The organism is Microbacterium invictum (genome assembly GCF_014197265.1).
Taxonomy (GTDB): domain Bacteria; phylum Actinomycetota; class Actinomycetes; order Actinomycetales; family Microbacteriaceae; genus Microbacterium; species Microbacterium invictum.
Genome location: NZ_JACIFH010000001.1, coordinates 3,436,650 through 3,462,208, shown reverse-complemented (window position 1 = coordinate 3,462,208; position 25,559 = coordinate 3,436,650). Strand labels below are relative to the sequence as shown.

General features: G+C 68.1%; 23 protein-coding genes. 10 read left to right on the top strand and 13 right to left on the bottom strand.

Features of this window, described 5'->3' with window-relative positions; genetic code table 11:
- Positions 1–89 precede the first annotated feature (89 nt).
- From BKA10_RS15955 to BKA10_RS15945, 3 genes are all read left to right on the top strand, one after another.
- Positions 90–704: a TetR/AcrR family transcriptional regulator gene (locus tag BKA10_RS15955; RefSeq protein WP_183500872.1), complete on the top strand. Its 615-nt coding sequence runs from the start codon at positions 90–92 to the stop codon at positions 702–704.
- Positions 705–862: 158 nt separating this feature from the next.
- Entirely contained in the window at positions 863–2,929 is a 2,067-nt protein-coding gene (locus BKA10_RS15950; protein ID WP_183500871.1) for a cell wall-binding repeat-containing protein, read from the top strand.
- A 190-nt stretch (positions 2,930–3,119) separates the two neighbouring features.
- On the top strand, positions 3,120–4,229 hold the full coding sequence (locus BKA10_RS15945; protein ID WP_183501256.1) for a fatty acid desaturase: 1,110 nt from the start codon (positions 3,120–3,122) through the stop codon (positions 4,227–4,229).
- 47 nt (positions 4,230–4,276) lie between these two features.
- Here the strand turns inward: BKA10_RS15945 and BKA10_RS15940 are convergent, their stop codons facing one another.
- From BKA10_RS15940 to BKA10_RS15930, 3 genes are read right to left on the bottom strand one after another with little or no spacing between them, the layout of a single operon-like run.
- Positions 4,277–4,912 carry a TetR family transcriptional regulator gene (locus tag BKA10_RS15940; RefSeq protein WP_183500870.1) on the bottom strand — a complete coding sequence of 212 codons (636 nt, stop codon included), beginning with the start codon at positions 4,910–4,912 and terminating at the stop codon, positions 4,277–4,279.
- A gap of 10 nt (positions 4,913–4,922) precedes the next feature.
- A complete protein-coding gene (locus BKA10_RS15935; protein ID WP_183500869.1) occupies positions 4,923–5,939 on the bottom strand; it encodes a phosphotriesterase family protein in 1,017 nt (338 codons plus the stop codon).
- Positions 5,940–5,946: 7 nt separating this feature from the next.
- The gene (locus BKA10_RS15930) at positions 5,947–6,411 is read right to left on the bottom strand and encodes a type 2 periplasmic-binding domain-containing protein (protein WP_183500868.1); all 465 of its coding nucleotides are present in this window, start codon (positions 6,409–6,411) and stop codon (positions 5,947–5,949) included.
- Here BKA10_RS15930 and BKA10_RS15925 point away from each other — a divergent pair.
- Both BKA10_RS15925 and BKA10_RS15920 read left to right on the top strand, forming a co-directional pair.
- On the top strand, positions 6,400–7,296 hold the full coding sequence (locus tag BKA10_RS15925; RefSeq protein WP_183500867.1) for a 4-hydroxyphenylpyruvate dioxygenase family protein: 897 nt from the start codon (positions 6,400–6,402) through the stop codon (positions 7,294–7,296). The genes BKA10_RS15930 and BKA10_RS15925 overlap by 12 nt on opposite strands.
- A 49-nt stretch (positions 7,297–7,345) precedes the next feature.
- Complete coding sequence (locus BKA10_RS15920) at positions 7,346–8,029, top strand: GTP pyrophosphokinase (protein ID WP_241740076.1); 684 nt, start codon at positions 7,346–7,348, stop codon at positions 8,027–8,029.
- A gap of 271 nt (positions 8,030–8,300) precedes the next feature.
- Here the strand turns inward: BKA10_RS15920 and rhaS are convergent, their stop codons facing one another.
- The 4 genes from rhaS to BKA10_RS15900 form a co-directional block, all read right to left on the bottom strand.
- Positions 8,301–9,335, bottom strand: a complete 1,035-nt coding sequence (rhaS, locus tag BKA10_RS15915; protein ID WP_183500865.1) for a rhamnose ABC transporter substrate-binding protein — start codon at positions 9,333–9,335, stop codon at positions 8,301–8,303.
- Between the two features lie 83 nt (positions 9,336–9,418).
- Complete coding sequence (locus BKA10_RS15910; RefSeq protein ID WP_183500864.1) at positions 9,419–10,483, bottom strand: ABC transporter permease; 1,065 nt, start codon at positions 10,481–10,483, stop codon at positions 9,419–9,421.
- The gene (locus BKA10_RS15905; protein WP_183500863.1) at positions 10,480–11,523 is read right to left on the bottom strand and encodes an ABC transporter permease; all 1,044 of its coding nucleotides are present in this window, start codon (positions 11,521–11,523) and stop codon (positions 10,480–10,482) included. The genes BKA10_RS15910 and BKA10_RS15905 overlap by 4 nt, the downstream gene beginning before the upstream one ends.
- Entirely contained in the window at positions 11,523–13,046 is a 1,524-nt protein-coding gene (locus BKA10_RS15900) for an ATP-binding cassette domain-containing protein (RefSeq protein WP_183500862.1), read from the bottom strand. Before BKA10_RS15900 ends, BKA10_RS15905 begins: the two co-directional genes overlap by 1 nt.
- A gap of 137 nt (positions 13,047–13,183) precedes the next feature.
- On the opposite strand from BKA10_RS15900, the gene BKA10_RS15895 reads away from it, so the two are divergent.
- Positions 13,184–14,191, top strand: a complete 1,008-nt coding sequence (locus BKA10_RS15895; RefSeq protein ID WP_183500861.1) for a substrate-binding domain-containing protein — start codon at positions 13,184–13,186, stop codon at positions 14,189–14,191.
- A gap of 379 nt (positions 14,192–14,570) precedes the next feature.
- Positions 14,571–15,062 (top strand): GNAT family N-acetyltransferase, encoded by a 492-nt coding sequence (locus BKA10_RS15890; protein WP_183500860.1) that lies wholly within the window; start codon positions 14,571–14,573, stop codon positions 15,060–15,062.
- Between the two features lie 38 nt (positions 15,063–15,100).
- On the opposite strand, the gene BKA10_RS15885 is transcribed toward BKA10_RS15890, so the two are convergent.
- Positions 15,101–15,439: a DUF6804 family protein gene (locus tag BKA10_RS15885; RefSeq protein WP_183500859.1), complete on the bottom strand. Its 339-nt coding sequence runs from the start codon at positions 15,437–15,439 to the stop codon at positions 15,101–15,103.
- A gap of 58 nt (positions 15,440–15,497) precedes the next feature.
- Here BKA10_RS15885 and cls point away from each other — a divergent pair, with 58 nt between their 5' ends.
- A complete protein-coding gene (cls, locus tag BKA10_RS15880) occupies positions 15,498–16,964 on the top strand; it encodes a cardiolipin synthase (protein WP_183500858.1) in 1,467 nt (488 codons plus the stop codon).
- Between the two features lie 7 nt (positions 16,965–16,971).
- Positions 16,972–17,181: a hypothetical protein gene (locus BKA10_RS15875; protein WP_183500857.1), complete on the top strand. Its 210-nt coding sequence runs from the start codon at positions 16,972–16,974 to the stop codon at positions 17,179–17,181.
- A 100-nt stretch (positions 17,182–17,281) separates the two neighbouring features.
- On the opposite strand, the gene BKA10_RS15870 is transcribed toward BKA10_RS15875, so the two are convergent.
- From BKA10_RS15870 to BKA10_RS15855, 4 genes are read right to left on the bottom strand one after another with little or no spacing between them, the layout of a single operon-like run.
- The gene (locus tag BKA10_RS15870; RefSeq protein ID WP_183500856.1) at positions 17,282–18,793 is read right to left on the bottom strand and encodes a sugar ABC transporter ATP-binding protein; all 1,512 of its coding nucleotides are present in this window, start codon (positions 18,791–18,793) and stop codon (positions 17,282–17,284) included.
- Positions 18,794–18,804: 11 nt separating this feature from the next.
- A complete protein-coding gene (locus BKA10_RS15865; protein ID WP_183500855.1) occupies positions 18,805–19,914 on the bottom strand; it encodes a sugar ABC transporter substrate-binding protein in 1,110 nt (369 codons plus the stop codon).
- 38 nt (positions 19,915–19,952) lie between these two features.
- Positions 19,953–20,975 (bottom strand): ABC transporter permease subunit, encoded by a 1,023-nt coding sequence (locus BKA10_RS15860; RefSeq protein WP_183500854.1) that lies wholly within the window; start codon positions 20,973–20,975, stop codon positions 19,953–19,955.
- Entirely contained in the window at positions 20,972–21,937 is a 966-nt protein-coding gene (locus tag BKA10_RS15855) for an alpha/beta hydrolase fold domain-containing protein (RefSeq protein WP_206686714.1), read from the bottom strand. The genes BKA10_RS15860 and BKA10_RS15855 overlap by 4 nt, the downstream gene beginning before the upstream one ends.
- A 125-nt stretch (positions 21,938–22,062) precedes the next feature.
- Here BKA10_RS15855 and BKA10_RS15850 point away from each other — a divergent pair, with 125 nt between their 5' ends.
- Positions 22,063–23,592 (top strand): FCD domain-containing protein, encoded by a 1,530-nt coding sequence (locus tag BKA10_RS15850; protein ID WP_183500852.1) that lies wholly within the window; start codon positions 22,063–22,065, stop codon positions 23,590–23,592.
- 60 nt (positions 23,593–23,652) lie between these two features.
- Here BKA10_RS15850 and BKA10_RS15845 read toward each other — a convergent pair whose 3' ends face one another.
- Complete coding sequence (locus BKA10_RS15845) at positions 23,653–25,365, bottom strand: subtype B tannase (RefSeq protein WP_183500851.1); 1,713 nt, start codon at positions 25,363–25,365, stop codon at positions 23,653–23,655.
- Between the last annotated feature and the right edge of the window lie 194 nt (positions 25,366–25,559).

The window sequence follows — 25,559 nt, the reverse complement described above, 5'->3', positions numbered from 1 at the left end:
GTTGGGATTACAGACCTCTCGTTCAGTAATAGTCTCAGAGGTGACGGCGACCGGCAACCGTGCCCGCGCCGGAATGGGAGACTGAACGGGTGACTGTGCACTCCGGCGAGACCACCGCCCGTCGCGGGCGGCCCGGCTACGACCGCGATCAGGTGCTGGCCGTGGCGGTGCAGTTGTTCAACGAGCAGGGGTACGACGCGACCTCGGTCGCCGATCTGGCGTCGCGGCTCGGGCTGACGAAGTCGGCGCTCTACCACCACTTCTCCTCGAAGGAGGAGCTGCTGGCGATCGCATTGGAGACCGCGTTGAGCGGGCTCGAAGCAGTGCTCGACCGGGCGCTGGCGGTGGAGGCACCGGCATCCGATCGGCTCACCGCGGTGATCTCGGGCGCCGTCGGCGTGCTGACCGATGAGCTGGCGCCCGTGACCCTGCTGCTGCGGCTGCGCGGCAACAGCGCCGTCGAGACGGCGGCCCTCGAGCGCCGGCGCGTGTTCGACCAGCAGGTGACCGCGCTCGTGCGCGCCGCGCAGGACGAAGGACGCATCCGCACCGATGTCGATGCGGGCGTCGCGACGCGGCTGATCTTCGGGATGATCAACTCGGTCGTCGAGTGGTACCGACCGGACGGCCGCGTCGACCCCGACCTGCTCGCGCAGGACGTGCTGCGTGTCGCGCTGGACGGGCTGCACCCGCGCGAGCAGTAGCCGGGTGCCGGATACGCCTTCGCGGTAAACCGCGCAGTGACGCATCCGCATGTCATCTTCGCGGCGATTGAAGATGAGAGAATTCTCATTCTTAGACCTAGACTCGACTCATCCGCCGCTGGGGCGGCGATGTCTTGTGTCTGGGGAGCATTGTGACGATGCGCGCGCGCCTGTCGATGGTGGCAGGTCTGTCTTTGATCATCTCGGGGCTGGTTGTGGGCGCACCGGCGACCGCCGCGACGACCACGGCGGCAGACCTGCCGGCCCTGCTGCGCGTCGCTGCTGAGACCACATCGCCCACGTACGAACGCGCGAAGTTCGAGCACTGGATCGATGCTGATCGCGACGGGTGCAACACGCGCTACGAGGTCCTCATCGAGGAGTCGACCACCCCGACCACCCTGCACTCGGGGTGCAAACTGGACGGCGGAACGTGGGTATCCGCCATGGACGGCACGGTCGCCTATTCGACCGACGACATCGAGATCGACCATCATGTCGCCCTTGCCGAAGCATGGCGCTCAGGCGCGTCTGGCTGGACCGACGCCCAGCGGCGCGACTTCGCCAACGACCTGGATGTGCCGTACGCCCTCAATTCCTCGTCGACGGCATCCAACCAGTCGAAGGGCGACAAGGACCCCGCGAAGTGGATGCCGACCAACTCGGCGTATCGATGCGAATACGCCACATCCTGGGCGCTCGTGAAGTACCGGTGGTCGCTCGCGGTTGACTCGGCCGAACTCACGGCTCTCAAGTCGCTGCTCAGCGGCTCGTGCGGCGCGACGCCGGTCACCCGGCCCTCCGTCGCGCTCAAGTCAGGCTCGGCCCCGACGACGCCGACCACGACGACGCCGGCTGTGACGACTCCGTCGAACGGGATCTCCCGGCTCGCCGGCATCGACCGCTACGCGACCGCGATCCAGGTCTCTCGCCAGTACGCCGCGGGCGTGTCGACCGTGTACGTCGCCACCGGCGCCAACTTCCCCGATGCGCTGTCTGCCGCCGCCGCTGCCGCGCTCGTCGACGGACCACTCCTGCTGACACCCTCGGCAGCCCTCCCCTCCGCCGTCGCAGCGGAGATCACGCGGCTGAAGCCGGCCACGATCGCCGTGGTCGGCGGCACGGGGGCGGTGTCGGCCAAAGTGGCCGACGCGCTGCGCAAGCTCGCCCCGACCCAGCGCCTCGGCAAGTCCGACCGCTACGCCACGGGCCTGCACATCGTCGACTCGGCGTTCACGAGCGCCAGCACCGCATTCATCGCGACCGGCCGCACCTTCCCCGATGCTCTCGCCGCGACCGGCGCCGCGGGCGCTCTGGGCGCACCGGTGATCCTCGTCGACGGCGTGCAGCCGAAGGTCTCCGCCGCGACCCTCAGCTCCCTGAAGCGCATGGGAGTCAATGAGGTCGTCATCGCCGGGGGAACCGGCGCGGTCTCTGCGGGCATCGAAAGCCAGTTGAAGAAGTCGTACCGCGTCACCCGAGTCGGGGGCGCCGACCGGTACGAGACTGCCGCGCGCATCAACAACCGCTACTTCCCGGCCTCGTCGTCGGACACCCTGTTCCTCGCGACCGGGCTGAACTTCCCCGACGCCCTCGCCGGCGCCGCACTCGCCGGCACGCTGCGCGCGCCGATGTATGTGACGGCGCCGACGTGCGTCCCCGACTCGGCGCGAGCCTCCGTCGCCGACTTCGGCGCCGCGAAGACGGTCGTGCTGGGCGGCACGGCTGTCGTCAGTGACTCCGCGGCGAAGAACTTCGGCTGCCTCGCCTCGGCTGCGCCGACGATATCAGGCACCGCCAAGGTGGGAAACGCGCTGACCGCACGCGTGGGCACCTGGACATCCGGAACCACCCACCGCTTCCAGTGGTATGCGAACGGTGCCGCGATCTCGGGCGCCACGGGCCAGTCGTTCACGCTGACCGCTGCGCAGAAGGGCAAGAAGGTGACCGTCGCGGTCACGGGTTCGAAGTCCGGCTACACGACAGTGACGCGCAGGTCGAAGGCGACGGCGGCTGTGGCAGCGCCGGCTGTGGCACCCAAGCCGGATCGCACGACGCCCATCTCCAAGAACACGTGTCCCAGCTGGGCGCCGATCAAGGGCAACGAGAGCTCGATGATCTACCACGTCAAGGGTGGGCAGTACTACGACCGGACCAACCCGGAGGAGTGCTTCACCACGCAGGCCGCCGCTCGCGCGGCGGGCTACCGCGCGTCGATGCGTTGAGTCCAGATCGCCGGGCTCGCGGTAGGTGGTTTTCATCCACTTGTGCATCGCCCCACCATCTCCTGTGGTGTCTCTCGTATGCTCTCTGCGGCATCCACCCTGGCGTAGAGTCGCGCAAAGGGCGGTCACCGGTGACCGTCACAATCCCAGTCTGGCTTTCGGGTCGTTCTGACGATCTGAGGAGCCCGCCATCGCCAATGCAGCAGCCCCCACCGCCCCCTCGACGCTCGGCCCGGTCCGCCAGACATACGCGTCTTCGTTCCCCGCGGTCGGTCGCGCCTACTCACAGGTGTCCAACGTGGCCAAGGAGACCGGCCTGCTCCAGCGCACCCCGTGGTTCTACGCCATGGTCGGCACCGCCGTCGCACTCGGCCTCGGCGGCTGCATCACCGGGTTCATCCTGCTCGGCGACAGCTGGTTCCAGCTGCTGATCGCCGCTGCCTTCGGAATCATGTTCACGCAGGCCGCTTTTCTCGGCCACGAGGCCGCTCACCGCCAGATCCTCAAGACCGGACCGGCCAACGACCGCCTCGCTCGGGTCGTCGCCTCCGGTGTCGTCGGCATCAGCTACTCGTGGTGGGATGCCAAGCACTCCCGCCACCACGCCAACCCGAACCGCGTCGGCAAGGACCCGGACATCGGCGTCGACACGATCTCGTTCCTCGATGAGGACGCCGCCAAAGCGCGCGGCTTCCAGCGCTGGATCACCCGGCGTCAGGGCTGGCTGTTCTTCCCGCTGCTCACCCTCGAGGGGCTGAACCTGCACTACCTCGGCATCAAGTATCTGGTGACGACGCCCGGCGTGAAGGGCCGATGGACGGAGCTCGCGATGATCGCCGTGCGCCTGGCCGTCGTCATCGTCCCCGTCTTCCTGTTCCTCCCGCTCGGCATGGCCTTTGCGTTCATGGGCGTCCAGCTCGCCGTGTTCGGCGTCTACATGGGCGCCTCGTTCGCGCCGAACCACAAGGGCATGCCGATCATCGCGCCCGACGCACGCATCGACTTCTTCAGCAAGCAGGTCCGCACCTCGCGCAACGTCCGCGGCGGATGGTGGGCCACGTGGCTCATGGGCGGCCTCAACTACCAGGTCGAGCACCACCTGTTCCCGAGCATGGCCCGCCCGCACCTCGCGAAGGCGCGTGAGATCGTCCGCGACTACTGCGAGACCCTCGACGTGCCGTACACCGAGACGAGCCTGTGGCAGTCGTACGCCATCGTCATCGAGTACCTCAACCGCGTCGGCCTCGCCGCCCGCGACCCGTTCGACTGCCCGATGGTCGGCCAGTACCGCCGCGTCTGAACCCACTGCGCTCACTGCTCGCGAGCGCACACGCTGACTACGTTGGCTCAGCGCTGGGTGAGCCAGGCGACGACCACGTCGCCGATCATCGAGCGCAGATGGTCGCGCTGGTCGACGGCCAGCAGATCCCGGTTGAACAGGTACCCGAACGTGTACTGGTTCGACACCTGGAAGAAGCAGTACGAGCTGATGAGCAGGTGCACGTCGAGCGCATCGACGTCGGCGCGCAGGGCGCGGTCGGCGCGGCCACGCTCGAGGATGCCCTCGAGCAGTCCGAGCGCAGGCCGGTTGAGGGTGCGCAGCGACGCGAGCCGCTGGATGAACTCGCCCCGGTGGATGTTCTCTATCGACACCAACCGGATGAAGTCGCTGTGCGCGAGATGATGGTCGTAGGTGAGCTCGGCGATGCGGCGCAGGGCTTCGACCGGCTCGAGCTCTCCGACGTGCAGCCCCTGCTCCGCTTCGCGGATGCCGCGATACGCCCGCTCGAGCACGGCGAGATAGAGCTCTTCCTTACTGCCGAAGTAGTAGTAGATCATCCGCTTGGTGGTGCGGGTGCGCTCGGCGATGTCATCGACGCGAGTGCCGGAGTACCCGGACTCGGCGAAGGCCGCCGTGGCGACCTCGAGCAGGTCGGACCGCGTCCGTTCGGGATCGCGCGTGCGCACGACAGGCTCGGTCACGGCATCCACCCTAGCCACCGGCACCGATGCCGCCGGAGATTGCAGACCGCGCCTCGCCGGTGAGCAGGCGGCGAGGATTGTCGACCATGAGCCTGGTGAGCGTCGCCTCGTCGACGCCGTCGGCGCGCAGGCGCGGCAGGACCGCCCTGTGCAGCGTGTCCATCCGCCATCGCGGGGCGTGCGCCGCTCGCCACGAGGGCGGCGTGATGCGGCTGAATACCGCCGCATCGTGCGAGAGCAGCAGCTGGTCGGTGTAGCCGGCATGAAGCAGATCGAGGAGGGTGCGGATGCGTGCCTCATCACTCTGCATATGGGTCATGCCGAAGCGGTCGAACCCGAGCCACGATCCTCGGTCGGCGAGCCGGCGCACGTAGCCGGGTTCGGTGGAGTCGCCGGCGTGGCCGATCACGACGCGGTCCAGCGGCACCCCGAGGTCGCTCAGCAGGTCCTGCTGTGCCAAGCCGCCCCGCGACGGCGAGTGCGAGTGCGTGGTGATGGGCACGCCGGTGCGCCGATGCGCGACCGCCGCTGCGGCGAAGACGCGCGCGACGTCGGGGGTGACCCCACCGGCATCCGAGGCGATCTTGATCATCCCGGCGCGGATGCCGGAGCCCTCGATACCGTTTTCGATGTCGCCGAGGAACAGCTCGACCAGCGGGTCGGGCCCATCGACCAGCAGCCCCGGTCCGTTGAGCGCGAAGAAGGGTGCCAAGGCCGTGCGGTAGTACCCGGTGGCCACTACGATGTTCACCGGCACCTGGTCTGCCACCCGGCGCACGCGCGCGACGTTGCGGCCGAGGCCGGGCACGGTCAGGTCGACGACCGTGCGCACGCCGAGTGCGTGGAGGTGCTCGAGCTGGGTCACCGCCGCCGCGACGGCACGCTCCTCATCCCATTCCGGGTGCGGCAGGCAGGCGTCGAGCTCGGGATCGGTGACGAACAGGTGCTCGTGCACCAGGGTCACCCCGAGGTCGGCGCCGGCCATCGCTCCCGAGCAGGTGGGCACGGTCGCGGCGGCGGTTGTCATCGCGAGATCACGGCGCGGTCGCGCGAATCGCCTCGAATGCGGTCAGCGAGTCACCGCTGTAATGGTCCTCGAAGTAGGCGAGCGCCTGGTCCTGGAAGGCGTCCCGGTCGACGTCATCGATGACCTCCCACTCACCGCCCGCACGCCACTCATCGAGGACTGCAGCCTCGTCCTCGGCGACGCAGTCGGTGACCTGCCCGACAGCGGAACCGACCGCCGACGAGAGCGCATCCTGCTGATCGCTGCTCAGCTCGTCCCACACCGGGCTCATGATCACGAGGTTGGTGTTGAGCTGGTGCGATGACGCACCGCGGCACACGCCCGGCGGTCGCTGACCTGGCTCGCCGATCGCAACGCCGCCGAGAACGGCTGGGATGACGGACGGCTCGCTCCCCCACAGGCGGCGTCGGCGATCGACTTCGTCGAGATCGGCGGCGCCGATCTGCTGGCGCTCGACGGCTTGCTCGCGCAACTCGGCTTCCGCTTCCGCGGCCGCCACCGCAGCAAGCCCGTGCGGCTGTGGAGCGCCGGGGACGCGCGCATCGTGCTCAACGAACAGGTGCGCAGCGGTGACCCGACACTCACCGCGATCGGTCTCACCGTTCCCGATGCGACCGCAGCGGTCACCCGCGGTGTCGCCCTCGGCGCACCCCGCGTGTTCCGCCGCACGTACGCCGGCGAGCGCGAACTGCCCGCGGTCGCCTCGCCAGACGGCACTGAGGTGTACTGGAATGACGCGCCGGCGGAGACCTCATGGGTGCCCGAGTTTCTCGGCGGCGATCCCGCCGGAGACGAGTTGCGCGGCGTCGTCGACCACGTCAACGTCGGGTACCGGTGGCAGGACTTCGATGAGGCCGTCCTGTTCGCGACGAGCGTGCTCGCACTGAGCCCCGAGGCCACGGCAGACGTTCCCAGCCCGACCGGACTCGTGCGCAGCCAGGTGATGCGCTCGCCCGACGGCGTCGTGCGTCTCCCGTTCAACATGGCGCCACCGGCCGCCCCCCTCCCCGATCGGCACATCGCGGTCCGCTGCGACGACATCATCGGCGCGGCGCGGCGCGCGCGCGACGCCGGGCTCCAGTTCCTCCCCGTCCCCAGCAACTACTACGACGACCTGTTCGCGCGGTTCGACCTCGACGACGATCTGCTCGAGACGCTGCGCGCCCTCGACCTGCTGTACGACAGGGACGACAACGGCGCCTTCATCCACTTCTACACGCCAACTTTCGGAGGGCTCTTCCTCGAACTGGTCGAGCGCCGCGGCGAGTACGACGGCTATGGCGCGCCGAACGCGCCGGTACGCCTTGCGTCACAGCGCCAGGGCGACCGACGTCAGACACTCCCAGCATCCACCTAGCCCATCTCGATAGCGTCAGGAGATGGACTCAGCGAACTCCCTCTCCGTCATGACCGAGGCCGGGCTGGAGACGTTCTCCCCCGAGCAGCTGAAGGCCATGCGCGACGAGTTCCAGCGTTTCCTGATGGCCTACCGGTTCGGACTGCGCGAGATCGAGACCAAGCTCGGCATCCTGCGTGAGGAGTTCCAGCACACGCACGACTACAACCCGATCGAGCACGTCTCGGGTCGCGTGAAGAGTGCGGACAGCATCGTCGACAAGGTCGCGCGCAAGGGCGTGTCCCCCGACTTCGCATCCATCCGCCGCGAGATCACCGACATCGCAGGGGTGCGGGTCACCTGCAGCTTCGCGACGGACGTCTACCGGCTGTTCGACCTGCTGGCTGGGCAGGACGACATCACGATCGTGCAGGTCAAGGACTACATCGCCGAGCCGAAGCCCAACGGCTACCAGAGCCTCCACGCGATCGTGCAGGTGCCGGTGTTCCTTTCGTCCGGCCGGGTCGAGGTCACCGTCGAGGTGCAGTTCCGCACCATCGCGATGGATTTCTGGGCGAGCCTCGAGCACAAGATCTACTACAAGTACAACGGCGTCGTTCCCGACGGTCTGCTGGTGGAGTTGAAGGATGCCGCGGACTCGGCCGCCGAGCTCGACGCCCGCATGGAGCGGCTGCACACCCAGCTGCATCCGGCCCCGCAGGCGCGCCCGCGCACCGGGCTCACCGCGGTCTGACCTCGCGCCCGCGTCGCCGGCACGCCCCCGGCATCCATTCGCCCGCCACAGATGTGACAACTCGCACCCGCAGCCCGCCACAACCGCCCACTCGACGCGCCGCGCCCCAAGCACGCACGCGCCTCCCTGGCAAAGTTGGCGCTCGCTGCGGAAACTACGCGATCGAACCCCACCCAAGCGCCAAGTAAGCACGCGTGCCCCTCGCAGACACCCGGCCCGAGACGCCGAACGGCGCCCGAGCCGAAGCCCGGGCGCCGTCCGCAGAAGCGACTCAGAAGTCGAAGTCTGCGATGTTGTCCGCGTCGAACACGTACGGGTCGCCCAGCAGCACCGAGGCGCCCTCGCCGACCTCGAACGAGCCGAGCCGGCCCGCCTCGAAGGTGTCACCGGTCTCGCCGGTGATCTCACCGGTGACCAGTGCCTGCGCGGCGAACGCGGCCAGGAAGCCCAGGTCGGCCGGGTTCCACAGCGCGAACGCGGTGACGGTGCCGTCCTCGACGTACTCGCGCATCTGGTTCGGGGTGCCCAGGCCCGTCAGCGCGACGGTGCCCTTGTACTCCGAGGTCGACAGGTAGCGCGCGGCTGCGGCGATGCCGACCGTGGTCGGCGAGACGATGCCCTTGAGCTCGGGGTAGGTCTGCAGCAGGGCCGCGGTCTTGTCGAACGACGTCTGGTCGTCGTCGTCGCCGTAGACGACCTCGACGAGTTCGATGTCGGGGTGCTCGGCAGCCAGCTGCTCCTTCATGAGCTCGATCCAGGCGTTCTGGTTCGTGGCGTTGGCTGAGGCCGACAGCACCGCGATCTGGCCGGCGTCGCCGATCTGCTCGGCGATCAGGTCGATCTGCACCTGGGCGATGCCTTCGGCGGTGGCCTGGTTGATGAACAGGTCGCGGCAGTCGGGGTTCGTGTCCGAGTCGAAGGTCACGACCTTGACGCCCACCGAGCGGGCCTCGTCGAGCGCGTCGCAGATCGCCTCGGGGTCGTTCGCCGAGACGATGAGCGCGCCGGTTCCCTGCTGGGCGGCGGTCTGGATGAAGCTCACCTGCGAGGTGGGCGTGGCCTCGGTGGGGCCGACCTCTTCGAACTCGCCGTCGAACTCGGCGACAGCCTCTTCGGCGCCTCCGGTCGAGGTGTCGAAGTAGGGGTTGCCGAGGTTCTTGGGCAGCATCGTGATCGAGACGGTGTCACCGTCGCCGGTGTCGCCTCCGTTGTCGCCTGCCGAGCATCCGGTCGCCAGGAGCGCGACCGAGACGGTGAGGGCCGCGGCCGCGAAGGCGGTGCGTCCCTTGCGCTGAAGTCCGAACATCTTTGTTTCCTTCCGTGGGGTGTTGCTGTGTGGGTGGTGCTGTGGGTGGTGCGTGGTGGTGGGTCTGGTGATGGATGCCGGAGCTATGCCGGCGCGGCCGCGGCGGCGGCATCCATTCGGCCCTTTCTCTTGCCGATCGCCGCGGAACGCCGTCGCTGCAGCCAGGTCAGGACACTGGCCGAGACGACCGACACGATCAGCAGCAGGCCGGTGATGACGTTGATGATGTCGCTGCCGACGTTCGCGAGGCGCAGGGCCGAGGCGACGGTGCCGATCAGCAGCACACCGGCGATGACGCCGTGCATCGCGCCGCGTCCGCCGAAGATCGAGACGCCGCCCAGCAGCACGGCCGCGATGATCTGCAGCTCCATGCCCATCGCATTGTCGCCGCGGGCATTGCTGTACAGCAGGGTGAAGTAGACGCCCGCGAAGCCCGAGACGGCCCCGCTGAGCACGAACAGCGTGAACTTGGTGCGCCCGACGTCGATGCCCGAGAACGCCGCCGCCTCTTTGTTGAGTCCGATCGCGTACAACGACCGCCCGAATGGGGTGAAGTGCAGTACGACGGCGAAGACGATCGCGAGGATGACGAACGGGATCATGATCACCGGGATCGGCGTTCCCGGGATGTTCGCCTTCGCGAGATCGGTCCACTGCTCGGGGAAGTCGGTGATCGCGGTGGTGCCCAGCAGTCCCACGGCGATACCGCGGAACAGTGCGAGCGTGCCGATCGTGACCGCGAGCGACGGGAGCCCGACGACCGTGACGAGGAAGCCGTTGATCGCACCGGCCATCGCGCCGACGAGGATCGCGACGAGCGCGGCGGCGACGAACGGCAGGCCGGCTGCGGTGAGCACCCCGGTCATGACGCTCGCGAGGCCCACGGTGCTCGCAACCGACAGGTCGATCTCCTCGGTGATGATGATGAGCGTCATCGGCAGGGCGATCAGCAGGATCGGCGCGATGTCGCGCAGCAGATAGGTGACCGTCAGCGGGCTGTCGAAGTTCGGGATCGTCGCGACGGCGACGATGATCACGAGCGCGAGCAGGCCGATGATGGCCGCTTCGCGGGTGAGCAGGATCCGGCGCCATGCCGGGCGGGCGTGCGCGCTGTACGTGCGTGGCACGGTGGCCGTTGCCGTGGTCATCTCGTCTCCTCTCTTCCGGCGATGAGCCTTCGGTGCTGGCGGACGGCCAGCACCCGGTCGAGCACGATGGCGCCGATGATGAGCACGCCGACCACGGCGCGCTGCCAGAAGTCGTCGATGCCGAGGATCGGCAGGGCCCGGTTGATGGTGAGCAGCAGGAACGCGCCTATCGCGGCACCCCACACCGTGCCGACGCCGCCCGAGATCGCGACACCGCCGATGACCGCGGCGCCGATGGCCTGCAGCTCCCAGCCGAACCCGGCGCTCGATGAGACCGTGCCATAGCGGGCGGCGTACAGCACCCCGGCCATGCCCGCGAGCGCGCCCGAGACGACGAACGCGAAGATCACGCGACGCGTCACGCGCAGGCCGTACAGGTGCGCGGCATCCGGATCCGAGCCGATCGCGTACAGCTCGCGGCCGCTGCGGAGGTTGCGCAGATACCAGGCCGCGACGATGAGCACGACGACCGCGATGATCGTCAGGATCGGGATCCCCAGGATCCGGTCGGTGCCGAGCGCGCGGAAATCACGCGGCAAGTCGGACGCGTTGATGCGGTCGCTGCCGGTCCACGCGACGTTCAGGCCACGATAGATGTACATGGTGCCGAGCGTGATCACCAGGGCCGGCACCCGCGCGAACGCGACGAGCGCGCCGTTGATCAGGCCCAGCAGCCCGCCGAGGAGGACTCCGCCGAAGAAGACGGCGATGATCGGGATGCCGGGGATGTCGATGAACAGGCGCCCGGTCAGATACGCAGTGAGGCCCACGACCGAACCGACCGAGAGGTCGACGTTGCGGGTGATGATGACCACCGCCGAGCCCACGGCGACCAGCAGCAGGATCGAGGGCGTCAGCAGCAGGTCGCGGAATCCGTCGTTCGAGAACAGGAAGTTCGGGTTGGCGACGGTCGCCGCGATGACCACGACGATCAGGGCGATGAGGATGCCGGTCTCGCGGGCGGTGGCGATGCTCTTGACGATGCGGGATGCCGCGGAGGAGCCCGGCTGGACGGGGGCGGGCGCGGTGGTGGTGCTCATCATCGTGTGACTCCCGCGTCGGCGGTGGCGGCGAACATGACGGCCTCGGGGGTGGCTTCGGCGCGGGTGAACTCGCCGGTGAGGCGTCCCTCCCGCATGACGAGGACGCGGTCGGCCATTCCGAGGACCTCGGGCAGTTCGGAGGAGATCATGAGGATCGCGATGCCCTGCTGGGCCAGCTGGCTGAGCAGTCGGTGGACTTCGGCCTTCGTGCCGACGTCGATGCCCCGGGTGGGCTCGTCGACGATGAGGACGGTGGGCTCGGTGGCGAGCCACTTGCCGAGCACGACCTTCTGCTGGTTGCCGCCGCTGAGGGTTCCGGCCTGCGCATCGAGCGCCGCCGTCTTGACCTCGAGCCGGCTCGCCCAGACCTGGGCGGCCTCGTTCTCACGCTTCGTCCACAGCAGCCCCCACTTGGCGAGGCGGCCCCGGATCGCAAGGGTGATGTTGCGCGAGACGCCGTCGTCGAGCACGAGGCCCTGCTTGCGGCGGTCCTCGGGGACGAGTGCGATGCCGCGGGAGGTGGCCAGGCGCGGGTTGCCCTTGGGCAGCGGCTTGCCGTGCAGGCGCACCGTGCCGCTCTCGTACGGGTCGACGCCGAAGATCGCGCGGACGACTTCACTGCGGCCGGCGCCGACCAGCCCTGCGAGGCCGACGATCTCGCCGGAGCGCAGAGCGAACGAGACGTCGCGGAACACCCCGGTGCGGGTGAGCCCTTCGACCTCGAGCACGACCTCGCCCACCTCGGAGGGGAGCTTGGGGAACAGCTCGGTCACGTCGCGGCCGACCATCTGGCGCACGAGGTCGTCGACAGTCGTCTCGGCGATCGGGGTCGTGTCGATGTACGACCCGTCGCGCATCACGGTCACGGTGTCGCAGAGGTCGAACACCTCGTCGAAGCGGTGCGAGATGAACAGCAGCGCACGGCCTTCGTCGCGCAGGCTCCGGGCGACCGCGAACAGCCGCTCGACCTCGACGCCCGACAGCGCTGCGGTGGGCTCATCCATGATGAGCACGCGCGCGTCGAGCGAGATGGCCTTGGCGATCTCGATGATCTGCTGGTCGGCGATCGACAGGCCGTCGGTGACCCGGTCGGGGTCCAGCGCGACGCCGAGTCGCTGGAAGATCTCCTGCGCCTCGGCACGCATGGCGCGGCGATCGATGCGGCCGAGCGCGCCGGTGGGCTGGCGGCCCATGAAGATGTTCTCGGTGACCGACAGGTCGGGGAACAGCGTCGGCTCCTGGTAGATGACCGCGATGCCGGCGGCCTTCGACTGCGCCGTACTGGTGAAGTCGACCGGCTCGCCGTTCAGACGGAACTCGCCCGAGTCGCGGCGGTAGAGTCCGGCGACGATCTTGACGAGCGTCGACTTGCCGGCGCCGTTCTCGCCGATCAGCGCGTGGATCGAGCCGGACTGCAGCTCGAGGCTGCCTGATCGCAGTGCGACTACCGGGCCGAAGGATTTGACGACGCGCCGCAGTTCGAGTGCGGGCGGTGACGTGGTGGCGTCGTCGGTGGCCACGGGGTCCTCCTCGTCGAGGGTGAAGATTGATGAATCGATTCAGGTTGGTTTCAGGTTACTCTAAGTTCATCGACCAGCACGGTCAAGTCGGCCGCCGACAGTGACCGAATCGTGATCCGACGAGGAAGTGGGAAGCAGTGGCGGTCAGCATCCGCGATGTGGCGCAGCGCGCCGGCGTCTCCGTCGGCACGGTGTCGAACGTGCTCAATCGCCCCGACGAGGTGTCGATGGACTCGGTCGATCGTGTGACCCGCGCGATCGACGAGCTGGGCTACGTGCGCAACGACGCCGCCCGCAAGCTGCGTGCCGGGGTGAGCACGACCGTCGGCTTCGTCGTGCTCGACGGGCAGAACCCGTTCTACAACGAGGTCGTCCGCGGCGCGGAGGACGAAGCGACCCGCCACGGCATCGCGATCCTGTACGGCAACACCGACGAGGACCCCCGCCGCGAGAAGCAGTACATCGACCTGTTCGAAGAGCAGCAGGTGCGCGGCCTGCTCATCGCCCCCTACGGCGACGTGACCGCACGACTGCAGAAGCTGCGCATGCGCGGCATCGCGGCGGTGCTCGTCGACCGGTTCAGCGGCGACGGCCGCTTCTCGTCCGTGTCGGTGGACAGCGTGGCCGGCGGCCGCCTGGCGGTGGAGCACCTCATCGAGCTCGGCCGGCGCCGGATCGCGTTCGTGGGCGGGCCGTTCGACATGCGTCAGGTCACCGACCGGCTGGCCGGCGCCCGCGCCGCCGCCGAGAACGCCGACGGGCCCGTCGACCTCGAGGTGATCGCCACCACGGCGATGACGGTCGACGAGGGCGTCGCCGCCGGCGCGCGCATCGTGGCCCGGCCGCGGTCGGAGTGGCCCGACGCGGTCTTCGCGTCGAACGACCTGCTCGCGCTCGGGCTGCTGCAGTCGCTGGTGATCGGCCGGCGCCTGCTCGTGCCCGAGGAGATCGCGCTCATCGGGTTCGACGACAACCCGTTCGCCGCTGCGGCGGCCGTGCCGCTGTCGTCGATCCGGCAGCCGAGCCGCATGATCGGGCGCACCGCGCTGCGCATCCTGCTCGAGGAAGCGACCGACCCCGACAGCATCGCCCGCCAGACGGTCTTCCCGCCGGAGTTGGTGGCGCGCGCCTCGACCGGGGAGTGAGCCGCGGGCCCGGCGACCCGACGCTTGCCAGACCCCCTCCCGGAGAAGTTGGCGCGCAGGGCGGGTATTGCGCGCGCGAACCCCGCACAAGCGCCAAGTGAGCAGGGGGCGTGGCGCGAGGCGCCGCACTCTCCCGGAGAAGTTGGCGCGCAGGGCGGGTATTGCGCGCGCGAACCCCGCACAAGCGCCAAGTGAGCAGGGGGCGTGGCGCGAGGCGCCGCACTCTCCTGGAGAAGTTGGCGCGCAGGGCGGGTATTGCGCGCGCGAACCCCGCACAAGCGCCAAGTGAGCAGGGGCGTGGCGCGAGCCAGACGCGGCAGCCCCGCGCGACCCGATTCGCACCCTCGCTTCGGACCGGCCCGATGGGTACCGTGTGTCCATGGGTCACATCGATCTGCGCGACCTCGAGGACGACGATCTGGATGCCGTCTTCGAGATGATGCGCGACCCCGAAGCGATCGCGGTCGCGGCGTTCACCGCCGACGACCCCGATGACCGCGATGCGTTCGATGCCTGGATCGCGGGCGAGCGCGCGTCGGACGAGGTCGAGCTGCTGACGGTGACCGATCGCGGCGGGTTCGCCGGCACCGCGGCACTGTTCACCGTCGAGGGCGACCGCGAGGTCAGCTTCTGGGTCAAGCGCGGACTGTGGGGGCACGGCGTGGCCACCGCCGCGCTGCGGATGCTCGTCGCGCGCGAAGCGGTCCGGCCGCTGTTCGGGCGCGTGGCTGCGCACAATGCCGCCGGCATCGCGGTATTCGAGCACAACGGCTTCACCGAGCTCTCGCGCACGACCTCATACGCACCGGGGCTCGGCCGCGACGCCGAGGTGGTTCTCTACACGCTGGCGCCGGCGCTCGACGGGTTCTGAGCCGAAGCCGAGTCGCGTCCCACACGCCGACCGGCGGGCTATTGCGGTCGCTCGGTCTTGATGAGCGCCCCGGCGAGCAGGAACAGGACGGCACCGACGATCTGCGCGGCGATCCACCACCCACCGGAGAACTCGAACGGGTACACCGGGTTCCACACCACGGCCACGGCGACGAACACGACCGTCCACCACCACTGCTTCGCCTGCGCCGCGAACCACGCCACGATCAGCGCCAGAATCGCAACCACGAACCGGATGATCGTCGCGCCCAGGCCGTCCGCGAACAGCGGTGACAGGAACAGCGCGATCGCCGCGAGCAGTCCCGGGGCGAGGGCGTTTCGCTGGATGAGCGGCGGATTCTGACGTGACGAACTCATGCGTCCAGTCTGCTCGATCTGCCGCGATACTCCGCACCGCGCCGATAGTCTCTCCCCCATGGAGCCGGTATTCGACGCCAACCTGATCTGGATCATCGCCTTCGTGGCGGATCTGGCCATCAAGGTGGCGGCCCTCATGATCATCCCGAAGCATCGCAAGCCCACCGCGGCGATGTCATGGCTGCTCGCGATCTTCCTCATCCCCTACGTCGGCATCGTGCTGTTCCTGCTCATCGGCAGCGTGCGGCTGCCTCAGGCGCGACGCGAGGAGCAGCAGCGCATCGACGAGATCATCACCGGGCGGGCGGCACCGCACCAGGTCGGTCCCGAGACGCCGAAGTGGCTCGAGCGCGTCGTCACGCAGAACACGACGCTGACCGCCCTGCCGCCGTCGGAGGGCAATCGAGCGAGCCTCATCGACGACTACCAGGGCTCGATCGATGCGATGGCGGCCGAGATCGACACCGCCGAGCGCTTCGTGCATGTCGAGTTCTACATCGCATCATGGGATGCCACGACGAAAGGCTTCTTCTCCGCGATGGAGCGGGCGGTGGCGCGAGGCGTGACGGTGCGCCTGCTGGCCGATCACATCGCCTCGCGGAAGGTCGCGGACGCCGACAAGACGTTCGCGGAGCTCGACCGGATCGGCGTGCAGTGGTCGTGGATGCTGCCCGTCATGCCGCTGAAGGGCAAGTATCAGCGCCCGGATCTGCGCAACCACCGCAAGATCGTGGTCGTCGACGGTCGCACGGCCTTCCTCGGCTCGCAGAACCTCATCGACCGCACGTACAACTCGCAGAAGAACATCTCACGCGGCCTCAAGTGGCAGGAGCTGGTCACGCGGCTGACCGGCCCGGTCGTGGCATCCATCGACGCGGTCTTCCTCGCGGACTGGGCGGTCGAGACGGGTGAGCAGCTCGGCGGGACCGAGCACGTGCCGGCCGAGGAGCTGACATCCGGCACGGGCCCCGACACGCTCATGTGCCAGGTCGTACCGTCCGGACCGAGCTATTCGTCCGAGAACAACCTGCGGCTGTTCTTGTCGCTCATCTACGGGGCCACCGACCGCGTCATCCTGACGAGCCCCTACTTCGTGCCCGACGAGGCCATGATCTACGCGATCACGAGCGCGTGCCAGCGGGGTCTCGAGGTGCAGCTGTTCGTGTCGGAGATCGGCGACCAGGGCCTCGTCTACCACGCGCAGCGCTCGTACTACGAGACGCTGCTCACCGCCGGCGTGCGGATCTTCCTCTACCCGCCGCCGTTCATCCTTCACGCGAAGCACTTCTCGATCGACGACGACATCGCCGTGATCGGATCGAGCAACATGGACATCCGCTCCTTCAGCCTCAACATGGAGGTGTCGCTGCTCGTGCGCGGCAAGAGCTTCGTCGACGGCATGCGCGAAGTCGAGAAGTCGTACCGGGATGCGGGCCGTGAGCTCACCCTCGACGAGTGGAAGAAGGAACCGCTGAAGGCGACCTTCCTCGACGGCGTCGCCCGGCTGACATCGGCGCTGAACTGAGGCTGACATGGCAAGGATCCCGAGCGGATTCGAATTCACCGTGGCCGGTGAGCAGGTCGAGATCCGCCACCACGGCCGCAGGGCCGCGACCCTGCGAGGACCCGCGGCACGGAGATTCCTGGTGGATGTCGAGACCCGTGACCCGCAGCAGGTGATGGCGCGCGTCACAGGCAATTACAAGCACGGCAACGAGCGGAAGGGCGGGCGGCGGCCATAGCGTCGGGCCGTCACGCGGCGGCCCACTCGACCCCCAGTACCGCGGGGGTGACCCTCATGCGACGCGATGGTAGCGCAGCAGTCGGTGGCCGTCACGAGGTTCAGGCCACGAGTTCGCCGGTGTTCATGAGCTCCAGCATGTTCTGCGAGGTCAGCTCATCGCCGCGAAGCTCTGCGCAGACGCTGCCCCGATAGAAGACGAGGACCCGGTCGCAGGCGCCGGTGAGTTCTTCGAGGTCGGTCGAGCACAGCAGCACGACCGCTCCCGCCCGTGCGGAGCCCCTGAGCAGGGCGTGGATCTCGGCACGGGCGCCGATGTCGACCCCGCGCGTCGGGTCGTCGAGAAGGATTGTGGTCGGCGCGTTATCGAGCCACTTCGCGAGCACGACCTTCTGCTGGTTGCCGCCCGATAGGGCGTTGACGGCTGCGATCGGCGACGGCACCTTGATGCCGATGCTGTCGATGTGCTGAGCGGCGCGGGCGATCAGGCTTCCCTTGTTGAGCAGCAGACCGTCCTTCGCGAGGGCCATGGCGCGGACCTGGACGATGTTCTCCCAGATCGGCTTGTCGATCATGAGGCCCAGGCGACGGTCTCCCGACACATACGCAACGCCGCATCGGACCGCGTCGCGCTGATTTCGCGGTGCCCTCACACCGCCGGGGAGGGTGACGGTTCCAGACACCGGTCGATCGATGCCCGCGATCACACGGAGCAGTTCGATCGGACCGGCGCCGATCAGCCCGACGAGGCCGACGACCTCACCCGGGTTCGCGGTGAACGACACCGTGCCTTCGGCGCCGGCGAGGGCGACCTCGTCGATTTCGAGACCGGAGCCGGCTTCACCGGTCAGCTCGAGTGCCGCTTCGACCGCATCGGTCAATACGACCACCTGCTTGTCGCCGATCATGGCCTTCACCAGTGACGGGATGGTGTGGTCGGCGATGCGCTCGCACTGGATGACGACGGCACCGTCCCGGAGTACCGTGACTTCGTCGCAGACGCTGACTACCTCTTCGAGCAGGTGGCTGACGAAGACGACGGCCACATCGCGCTCTTTGAGCACGCGGAGAATACCCAGCAGCCGCTCGGTCGCCCCACCCTCAAGTGCCGAGGTGGGCTCGTCGAGGAGCAGGACGCGGGGCTCGGAGACGAGCGCCTTCCCGATCTCGACCAGCTGCCGGTCGGCGAGCGAGAGCGTGTGCACCGGAGCGTGTGGAGAGGCGGTGACCCCGAGCTGGTCGAGGATCGGCTGGGCGAGTTGCAGCATCCGGCCACGGTTGATGAACGGGCCCCAGCGGGGCTCCCGCATGGGGAACATATTCGCGAGGACGGACAGGTGCGGGAAGAGGCTGAGCTCTTGCGAGACAACCGCGACGCCCTTGCGCACCGCATCGGCGGTGCTCGCGAAGGTCGCTTCCGCACCGTCGAGACGCAGGGTCCCGGAGTCGGGGGTCGCCGCGCCGGTCATTATTCTGACCAGCGTCGACTTTCCGGCTCCGTTCTCGCCGAGGAGCGCATGCACCGACCCCGGCTTCAGTGCGAGGCTGACGTCGCGCAGCGCCCTGACGCCGCCGTAGCTCTTGTGGATTCCCTGCGCCTCGAGCGCGTGCATGCCGCTGTGCCCTACTCGATGATGTAGTCGGCGGAGTTGGCGATCTGCTCGTCGCCGACGGCAGCGAGCGCCTCACTCATGGCGGCGTCGCTCGCCTGTCGGGCGATGACCTCGTCGATGTTGTCGGCGTTGACGACCAGACCGCCCGTGTCCCATGTGCCCACGGGGATCTCGGCGCCGGACTCGGCGTGGGCTGCGAGGAGTTTCGTCGAGATGTAGCCCTTCAGCCAGTGCTCGGGCGAGACGAGGGCCGCCACGTAGCCGTCCTGCACCGCTTCGATCGCCGCCGGCTCGAGGTCCATGCCACCGGCGAGCAGCTCGACGTCGTTGCGCTGCTGGACCAGCGCGAGCGAGACGGCGTCCTGTGCGCCTGGCGCGAGGTAGGCCAGAGCGTTCGGGTATTGCCGCCAGATCCCGTCCCAGGCGCTGAAGTTCTCCTGGGTCGAGCCCGAGGTGCCGTAGGTGGAAATCGGGCCGACGACCTCGACTCCGGGGCGCTCCGCCGCGAGAACCTCGATCATGCCGTCGACGCGGGCCATCAGCGGCGGCACGGCCGGGCCGTTGGTGCCGATGATGATCTGGCCGGATGCGTCCTCCGGGACCGAGGCGAGGATCTCACGGGCCAGCATGCGGCCGAGCTCGACGTTGTCATTGGTGATGAACAGGTCGACACCGGCATCCGCAGGCGGCGGTGCGTCGATCGCGATGACGGGCGTGCCGGCCGATGTGACCTGTTGCACCGGGCGGTAGAACGGGTCGGCAGCAAGCGTCTGCAACACGATGCCGTCCGTCTGCGTCTGCGACATCGCCTGGAACAGCGGGAGGAGCTTGGACGGATCGCCCGCGTCGGGAGCAGCGGACTCGAGATCGATGGCCGGGTCGGCTGCGGCCACCGCCTCGGCCCCTTTCAGCATCAGCTGGAAGGCGTACGTGCGGGTGTCCCAATAGGCGATGCCGAGCTTGATGGAGCCCGGCTCGACGGTCTCGGGTGCGTCGCCGCTCGGCTCCGGTGCCGTCGACGTGGCTGCGCAGCCGGTGACCGACAGTGCGACGGTGAGAGCCGCTGCCGCAAGGGCGATCCTGCGGCCACGACGACGGGATGGGGGAATCGGGTTTCTCATTGCTGTTCTCCTCCTTGAGAGATGGATGGTGCTCTGGGTCAGGGGTGACGGTTGCGGCGGGAGCGCATCAGCCCGTCGAGTGACACCGCGAGGATGATCACGGCGCCCGTCGCGAACTGGCTCCACACCGCCGGGATGCTGAAGTACACCAGCGCGATGCTGACGGCGTTGAGCAGGATCGCTCCGACGACACCGCCGAAGACGGTGGCTGTACCTCCGGTGAGCGGGTTGCCGCCGATCACGGCACCGGCCACGGCGAACAGTTCGAAGCCGCCGCCGCTGGTCGGGTCGCCGCTGGTGAAGAACGCCAGGCCGATTATGCCGGCAAGGCCCGCGAGGAAGCCGCAGAGCAGGAAGGCGGTTACTTTGGTACGGCCGACCGGAATTCCGGCGAACTTCGCGGCGTCGGGGTTCGAGCCGACTTCCCGCGCCCGGAAGCCGAACGGCGTCGCTCGCAGGACGACAGTCAGCACCGCGACCGTGATGATGAGGATCCACACTGAGACGGGGATGCCGATGAAGCTCCCGCCGCCGACGATCTCGAAGAACGAATCGTCGATCGGCATTCCGATGATCTGCTTGCCCTCCGACAGCGCGGCCGCGAGCCCTCGAAGCACCCAGCCCATCGCCAGCGTCGCGATGAGCGAGGGGATGCCGATGACTTGCACGATCAGCGCGTTGAGCGCGCCGACCAGGGTCGAGATGACGAGCGCGATGAGCGCCGCCAGCCAGGTATTGACACCGGCTTGGATCAGCAGTGCAGCACTGACCATCGCAAGGACATAGTTTCCGGCCACCGACAGGTCGACTTCCCCCTGCGTGAGCAGGAAAACGATGCCGGCGGCCATCAGCGCGACATAGACCGACTGCTGCACGACGTTCATCAACTGGTTGGGGCTGACGAACGCCGGATGGAAGGCACCCACGACCGCGAACAGGACGACGAGCGCCGTGACGGCGCTGAACCAGTCGGCCGAGACGAGCCTCTTCAGCGTGCCGGCGAGCATATTCCGACCGCGTGAGCGGGTACGTGCTTCGGCGCTATCGGTCGTGGTGGTCACGGGTGGCCTCTCAGGTCGTCGGCGCGGTGGCATGGGGGCGTCGGGAGAACCCGCGAGAGGAACTCGATCGCCTCGGCTATGAATTCGCCGGGGGCGGGATGCCCTTCGAACACGTGCCCGGCACCGGGTACCGCGTGCAGCGTTACGTCGGCCCCGACTTCGGCCAGTCGCTCAGCCAGCAACACGCTCTGCCCGAATGCGACCAGACGGTCGAGTTCACCATGACGGATGAGGAATGGCGGTGCGTCTGCCGTGACATGCGTGACCGGGTTGGCATCATCGATGATCGCGCCGGCCTCCTGCACCGGGGCGCCGACCAGCCGCGACTCGGGCGACTCGGGGTCGTCGTGCGCCATCGCGGAGTTCTCTGCGGCCTGCACGTCCATCTGCCGGAAGTCCGTCGGGCCGTACCAATCGACGACGGCCGCTACGCGCGGAAGCTCCAGCGAGACGGGCTCTTCGTCCCGGCCGGTGCCGCCGAGGACGCCGGCCATCGCGGCGAGGTGGGCTCCGGCGGATTCGCCCCACACCGCGATGGACTCGGGGTCGATCGCCAGCTCCGCACTGCGGCTGCGCAGCCAGCGGACCGCGGTCCGCACGTCCAGCAGTTGGGCGGGCCACTGAGCCTCGCCCGACAGCCGGTAGTCGATGGATGCGACGACGAAGCCCGCCCGGACCAGCGTGGCGAAGAAGTCGGCCTCCTCGAGGAACGCCGGTGCGATCTGCCTGGTGCCGAGCGCGAACGCGCCACCGTGGATCCACATGACAGCCGGCCGGGGCGATCCATCGCCATCGGCCGGCGTGTAGAGATCCAGCTCGAGTGGACGGAATCCCGGTACCACGGTGTAGATGATGGAGGAACGCCGCGCAACGTCGGCCTCGAACGGGGGAGCGGGCAGCGGGCGATCGCCCAGCTGGGCCCAGGGGTCCTCGTGGCGGGGGACGGATGTGGTTCTCTGCACCACTCGATGATGTCTCCCTCCTGTCCATATTGTCAACAATTCGCTCATCTTGATTGATAACAATTTCAATCGCCTCGACCAACAATCCGGGGGCACTACTGTGATAAGCCGGAAGTGGAGGAACGATGGCATCGACGAATCAGGTGCTTCCCAAGCTGCGGGGGGCCATTCTCGGCGGCGAGTACGCGCCCCGCGAGAGACTTGTCGAAGCCGATCTCGCGACCGACTACGACACGAGCAGATTCATCGTGCGCAAGGCCCTCGTCCAGCTGGCATCCGAAGGGCTCGTCGATATCGAGCCCAATCGTGGGGCGCGCGTCCGCGAGATATCCGTGGACGACGCGATCATGCTGACCGAGGTGCGCCGGGCGGTGGAAGGACTCGTCGCCGCCCGCGCCGCACAGCGGGCGACTGCGGACGACGCCGCCCACCTGCACGGGCTCGCGGAGTCGATGCGCGAGGCCGTGCAGCGGTTCGAAGTCGTGCGCTATTCGCAGGTGAACGGAGAACTTCACACGACACTGCGCACGATCGCCGCACACGAACCCGCCACGAAGATCCTCGAGCAGCTGGGTGCACAGATCGTGCAGCACCAGTTCGTCCTCGCCCTGGTGCCGGGCCGTCCGGCGGCGGCGCTGCGCGAGCATCTCGCCATCATCGACGCTGTCTGCGCCCACGATCCCGTCGCCGCGGAAGAGGCGATGCGCGCACACATCGGCTCGGTGATCGGGGCGCTCGAATCCTTCCGCGAGGGCGGTGCGCTGGCATCTTCCGGCATCCGCGAACTCGCTCGCAAGGTCAACCCGCTCCGGCACAACGAGAAGGTCGTCGTCCCGACGATCACCGTCTCATACGGTGATGACTCCCTGCACCAGGTGCTCGATCTGTACATGCCCGACACCCCCGGCCCCACCCCACTCGTCCTCACGATCCACGGCGGCGCCTTCATGATGGGCGACCGCACGTGGGAGCTCGCAGCCGTTCCCGCCCTGCTGGATGCCGGATTCGCCGTCGCGTCGATCGACTACCGCCTGTCGCGGGAAGCGCTCTTCCCGGCGGCGATCCAAGATGTCAAGCGTGCCACCGGATTTCTCCGTATGCACGCCGACCGCTGGAATCTCGACCCGGACTTCTTCGCCGCCTGGGGCCGGTCGGCCGGCGGGTATCTCGCCGCGATGCTCGGCGTGCTGGGCAGTCAGCGGACCGCGTTCGATACTCCCGGGGACGACTCACATGTGTCGGCGGTGATCGACTGGTACGGCCCGTCGGACTTCTCGGTCATGGACGAGCAGTTCGCGGCGGAGCCGCCCACCGGAGACGGTCCGCCGGTGCAGGAGCACAGCGGCCCCGACTCACCCGAGTCGCGGTTCCTCGGCGCCTCGGTAGCCGATTCGCCCGATCTCGTCGCCTCCGCGAACCCGATCACCTACGTCCCCACCGCGACGACGCTGCCGCCCTTCTTCCTCGCAACCGGCACGAACGACCGACTCATCCCCTACCAGCAGACGCTCATCCTCGCCGATGCGCTGCGCGCGGGGGGCGCCGAGGTCGTGCTGCGTGTCCTGCGAGAAGCCAGCCACGCCGACCACCAGTTCGAGACCCTCTTGGTCAGCCCGGCGATCGAGTGGCTGAAGAGTCTGCGCGCCGCGCGCTGACGCCACCGCAGCACGCGAGATGGGCGCCCGCCCCGTCGGCGGGCGCCCATCAGGCGACGGTCAGCGGCGCTTGGTGCCTGCGTCCTTGGCATCCGCAGCGGCGAGCGACTCAGCGACCCACGCCATAGCCTCGGGCACGTCGTAGTTGCCCGAGTGCGGACGGTCCCACGCGAGCAGGTAGTCGACATCGCGCACGCCGCGATCGGCATCGAGGGCACGATCGAGGGTGAGCGAGATCGTGAGCGACGTGTCGCGGTCACGCGTGCCGTGGCGCACATACCAGTACGGCGCGGTGTCGGCGCTTGTGCCGATGTATTGCAACGGGTCGATGAGATCGACCTGCTCATCGACGATCGTCGAGCGCTTCTTGAGCAGTGTGTTCCACGTCAGCCCGGTGTCGTCGAGACCGACGCCATCACCCGCGATGCCGTTGTTGTTCCAGCTGTACTCCGTGAAGTTCGAGTAGACCTGGGCGGGCGTGCCGTACAGATTCGATTCCCCGGTACCGGGGCCGCCGCCCGAGCCCGGTACCGTGACTGCGGTTTGATCGAACGACGGCGCAGGTTTCAGCAGGTTCTGCGAGGCCACGAACGCGAGGTAGTTCTTCATATCGACTGAGACGACGGTGTCGGTCTCGTTGTCGACGTCGATCCAGTCGTTCACGTAGGTCCCCGCACCACTGCCGGTGATGACGATGTCGTCGCCGAGGTCGGGAACCGTGTGTGCCGGATCCGCCGCCATGAAGGCCTCGGCCGAGCGGGCGACCTCAGCGGCGAGCGCATCGATCATCGTGCTCGACGTGAGCTTCGCCCCCTCGCTCGTGCGCAGCTTGAGACTCTTCAGGTACGCGGGGTATGCCGCGGCAAGCGTGGCACTCGCGTCGGGGGCGGGGCTCGCTCCAACGATCTCCCGGGTGTCAAGCACGGTGTAGAGCCACTCGTACGCGATGTCGGCGTTGCCCATGTCGGTGATCGGGCAGTAGGCCACCACGGCGAAGATGTCGTCGTCGAGCGTGCTCTTGCCTTTGCGGTCGACACCGGCCGCGCCGATCTCGGAGAGATACGGCAGGTAGTCCTTGCTGTTGCCCGACGCCCCCAGAATCGAGACCTGGGCACCGCCTCCGCTCGTGCCGTTGATGACGATTCGCTCGGCACTGCCGGGCATCGCCTTGTCATTGAGTCGCAGGTAGCGCACGGCGGCCTTCGCATCGACGGCGGCTGCGGGCGACTTCCCTGCATAGCTGCCGTCGGCGGCGACGAGCCCTCGCGAACGGCTGGCGACGTCGATGAAGACATAGCCCGCCTTCAACGCTGCGCCGACGTTACTCGTGGCACTCGCGTACGACGCTCCGTCGGTGACGGACGCCCGGATGTAGCTGGCCATCCATCCGCCGTTGTTGACGGCGAAGTAGAGCGCCGTGTCGTCGTCACCCACGGTACTCTCGGGGACGAAGATGTTCATGCTCTGGTATCCGCAGGCGGTGTTCTCAATGGGCCGCCCGTTCTGCGTGGTAGCCACCTCGATGGGGTCGGCAACGTAGCAAACCTCCTTGTACCACCGCACCGGCGTGTCGACCCCGTCGATCGTGACGCCGATCGTCGTGTAGGCGGTGGCGTCGAACGCAAGCGCAGCATCTTCGGCATCGATGACTTTGCCGTGCCCTGATCCCGCTCCAGGACCCTGCCCTCGTCCGATGTGCGCGGCTCCCGTCAGCGGAAGTGCGCCGACAGCCAGCACGGCTGCCACCCCCAGTGCGAGGGCCGCTCTGCCCATCCCGCGCACAGAACTGCGTGCTCGGGTTCTCCTCAGTGCATCGTTTTCTGACAACACGGATCCTTCCGTCGCCGCATGCTCCTCTTCGAGCGTGCTCTGAGCGTCAAGCTAGACCTGCTTGGTAACAATCTGCAATACACATTGTTAACTATTTCTGGGAATGAGAGATTCCTCATTCATGCGCAGCCGCTATC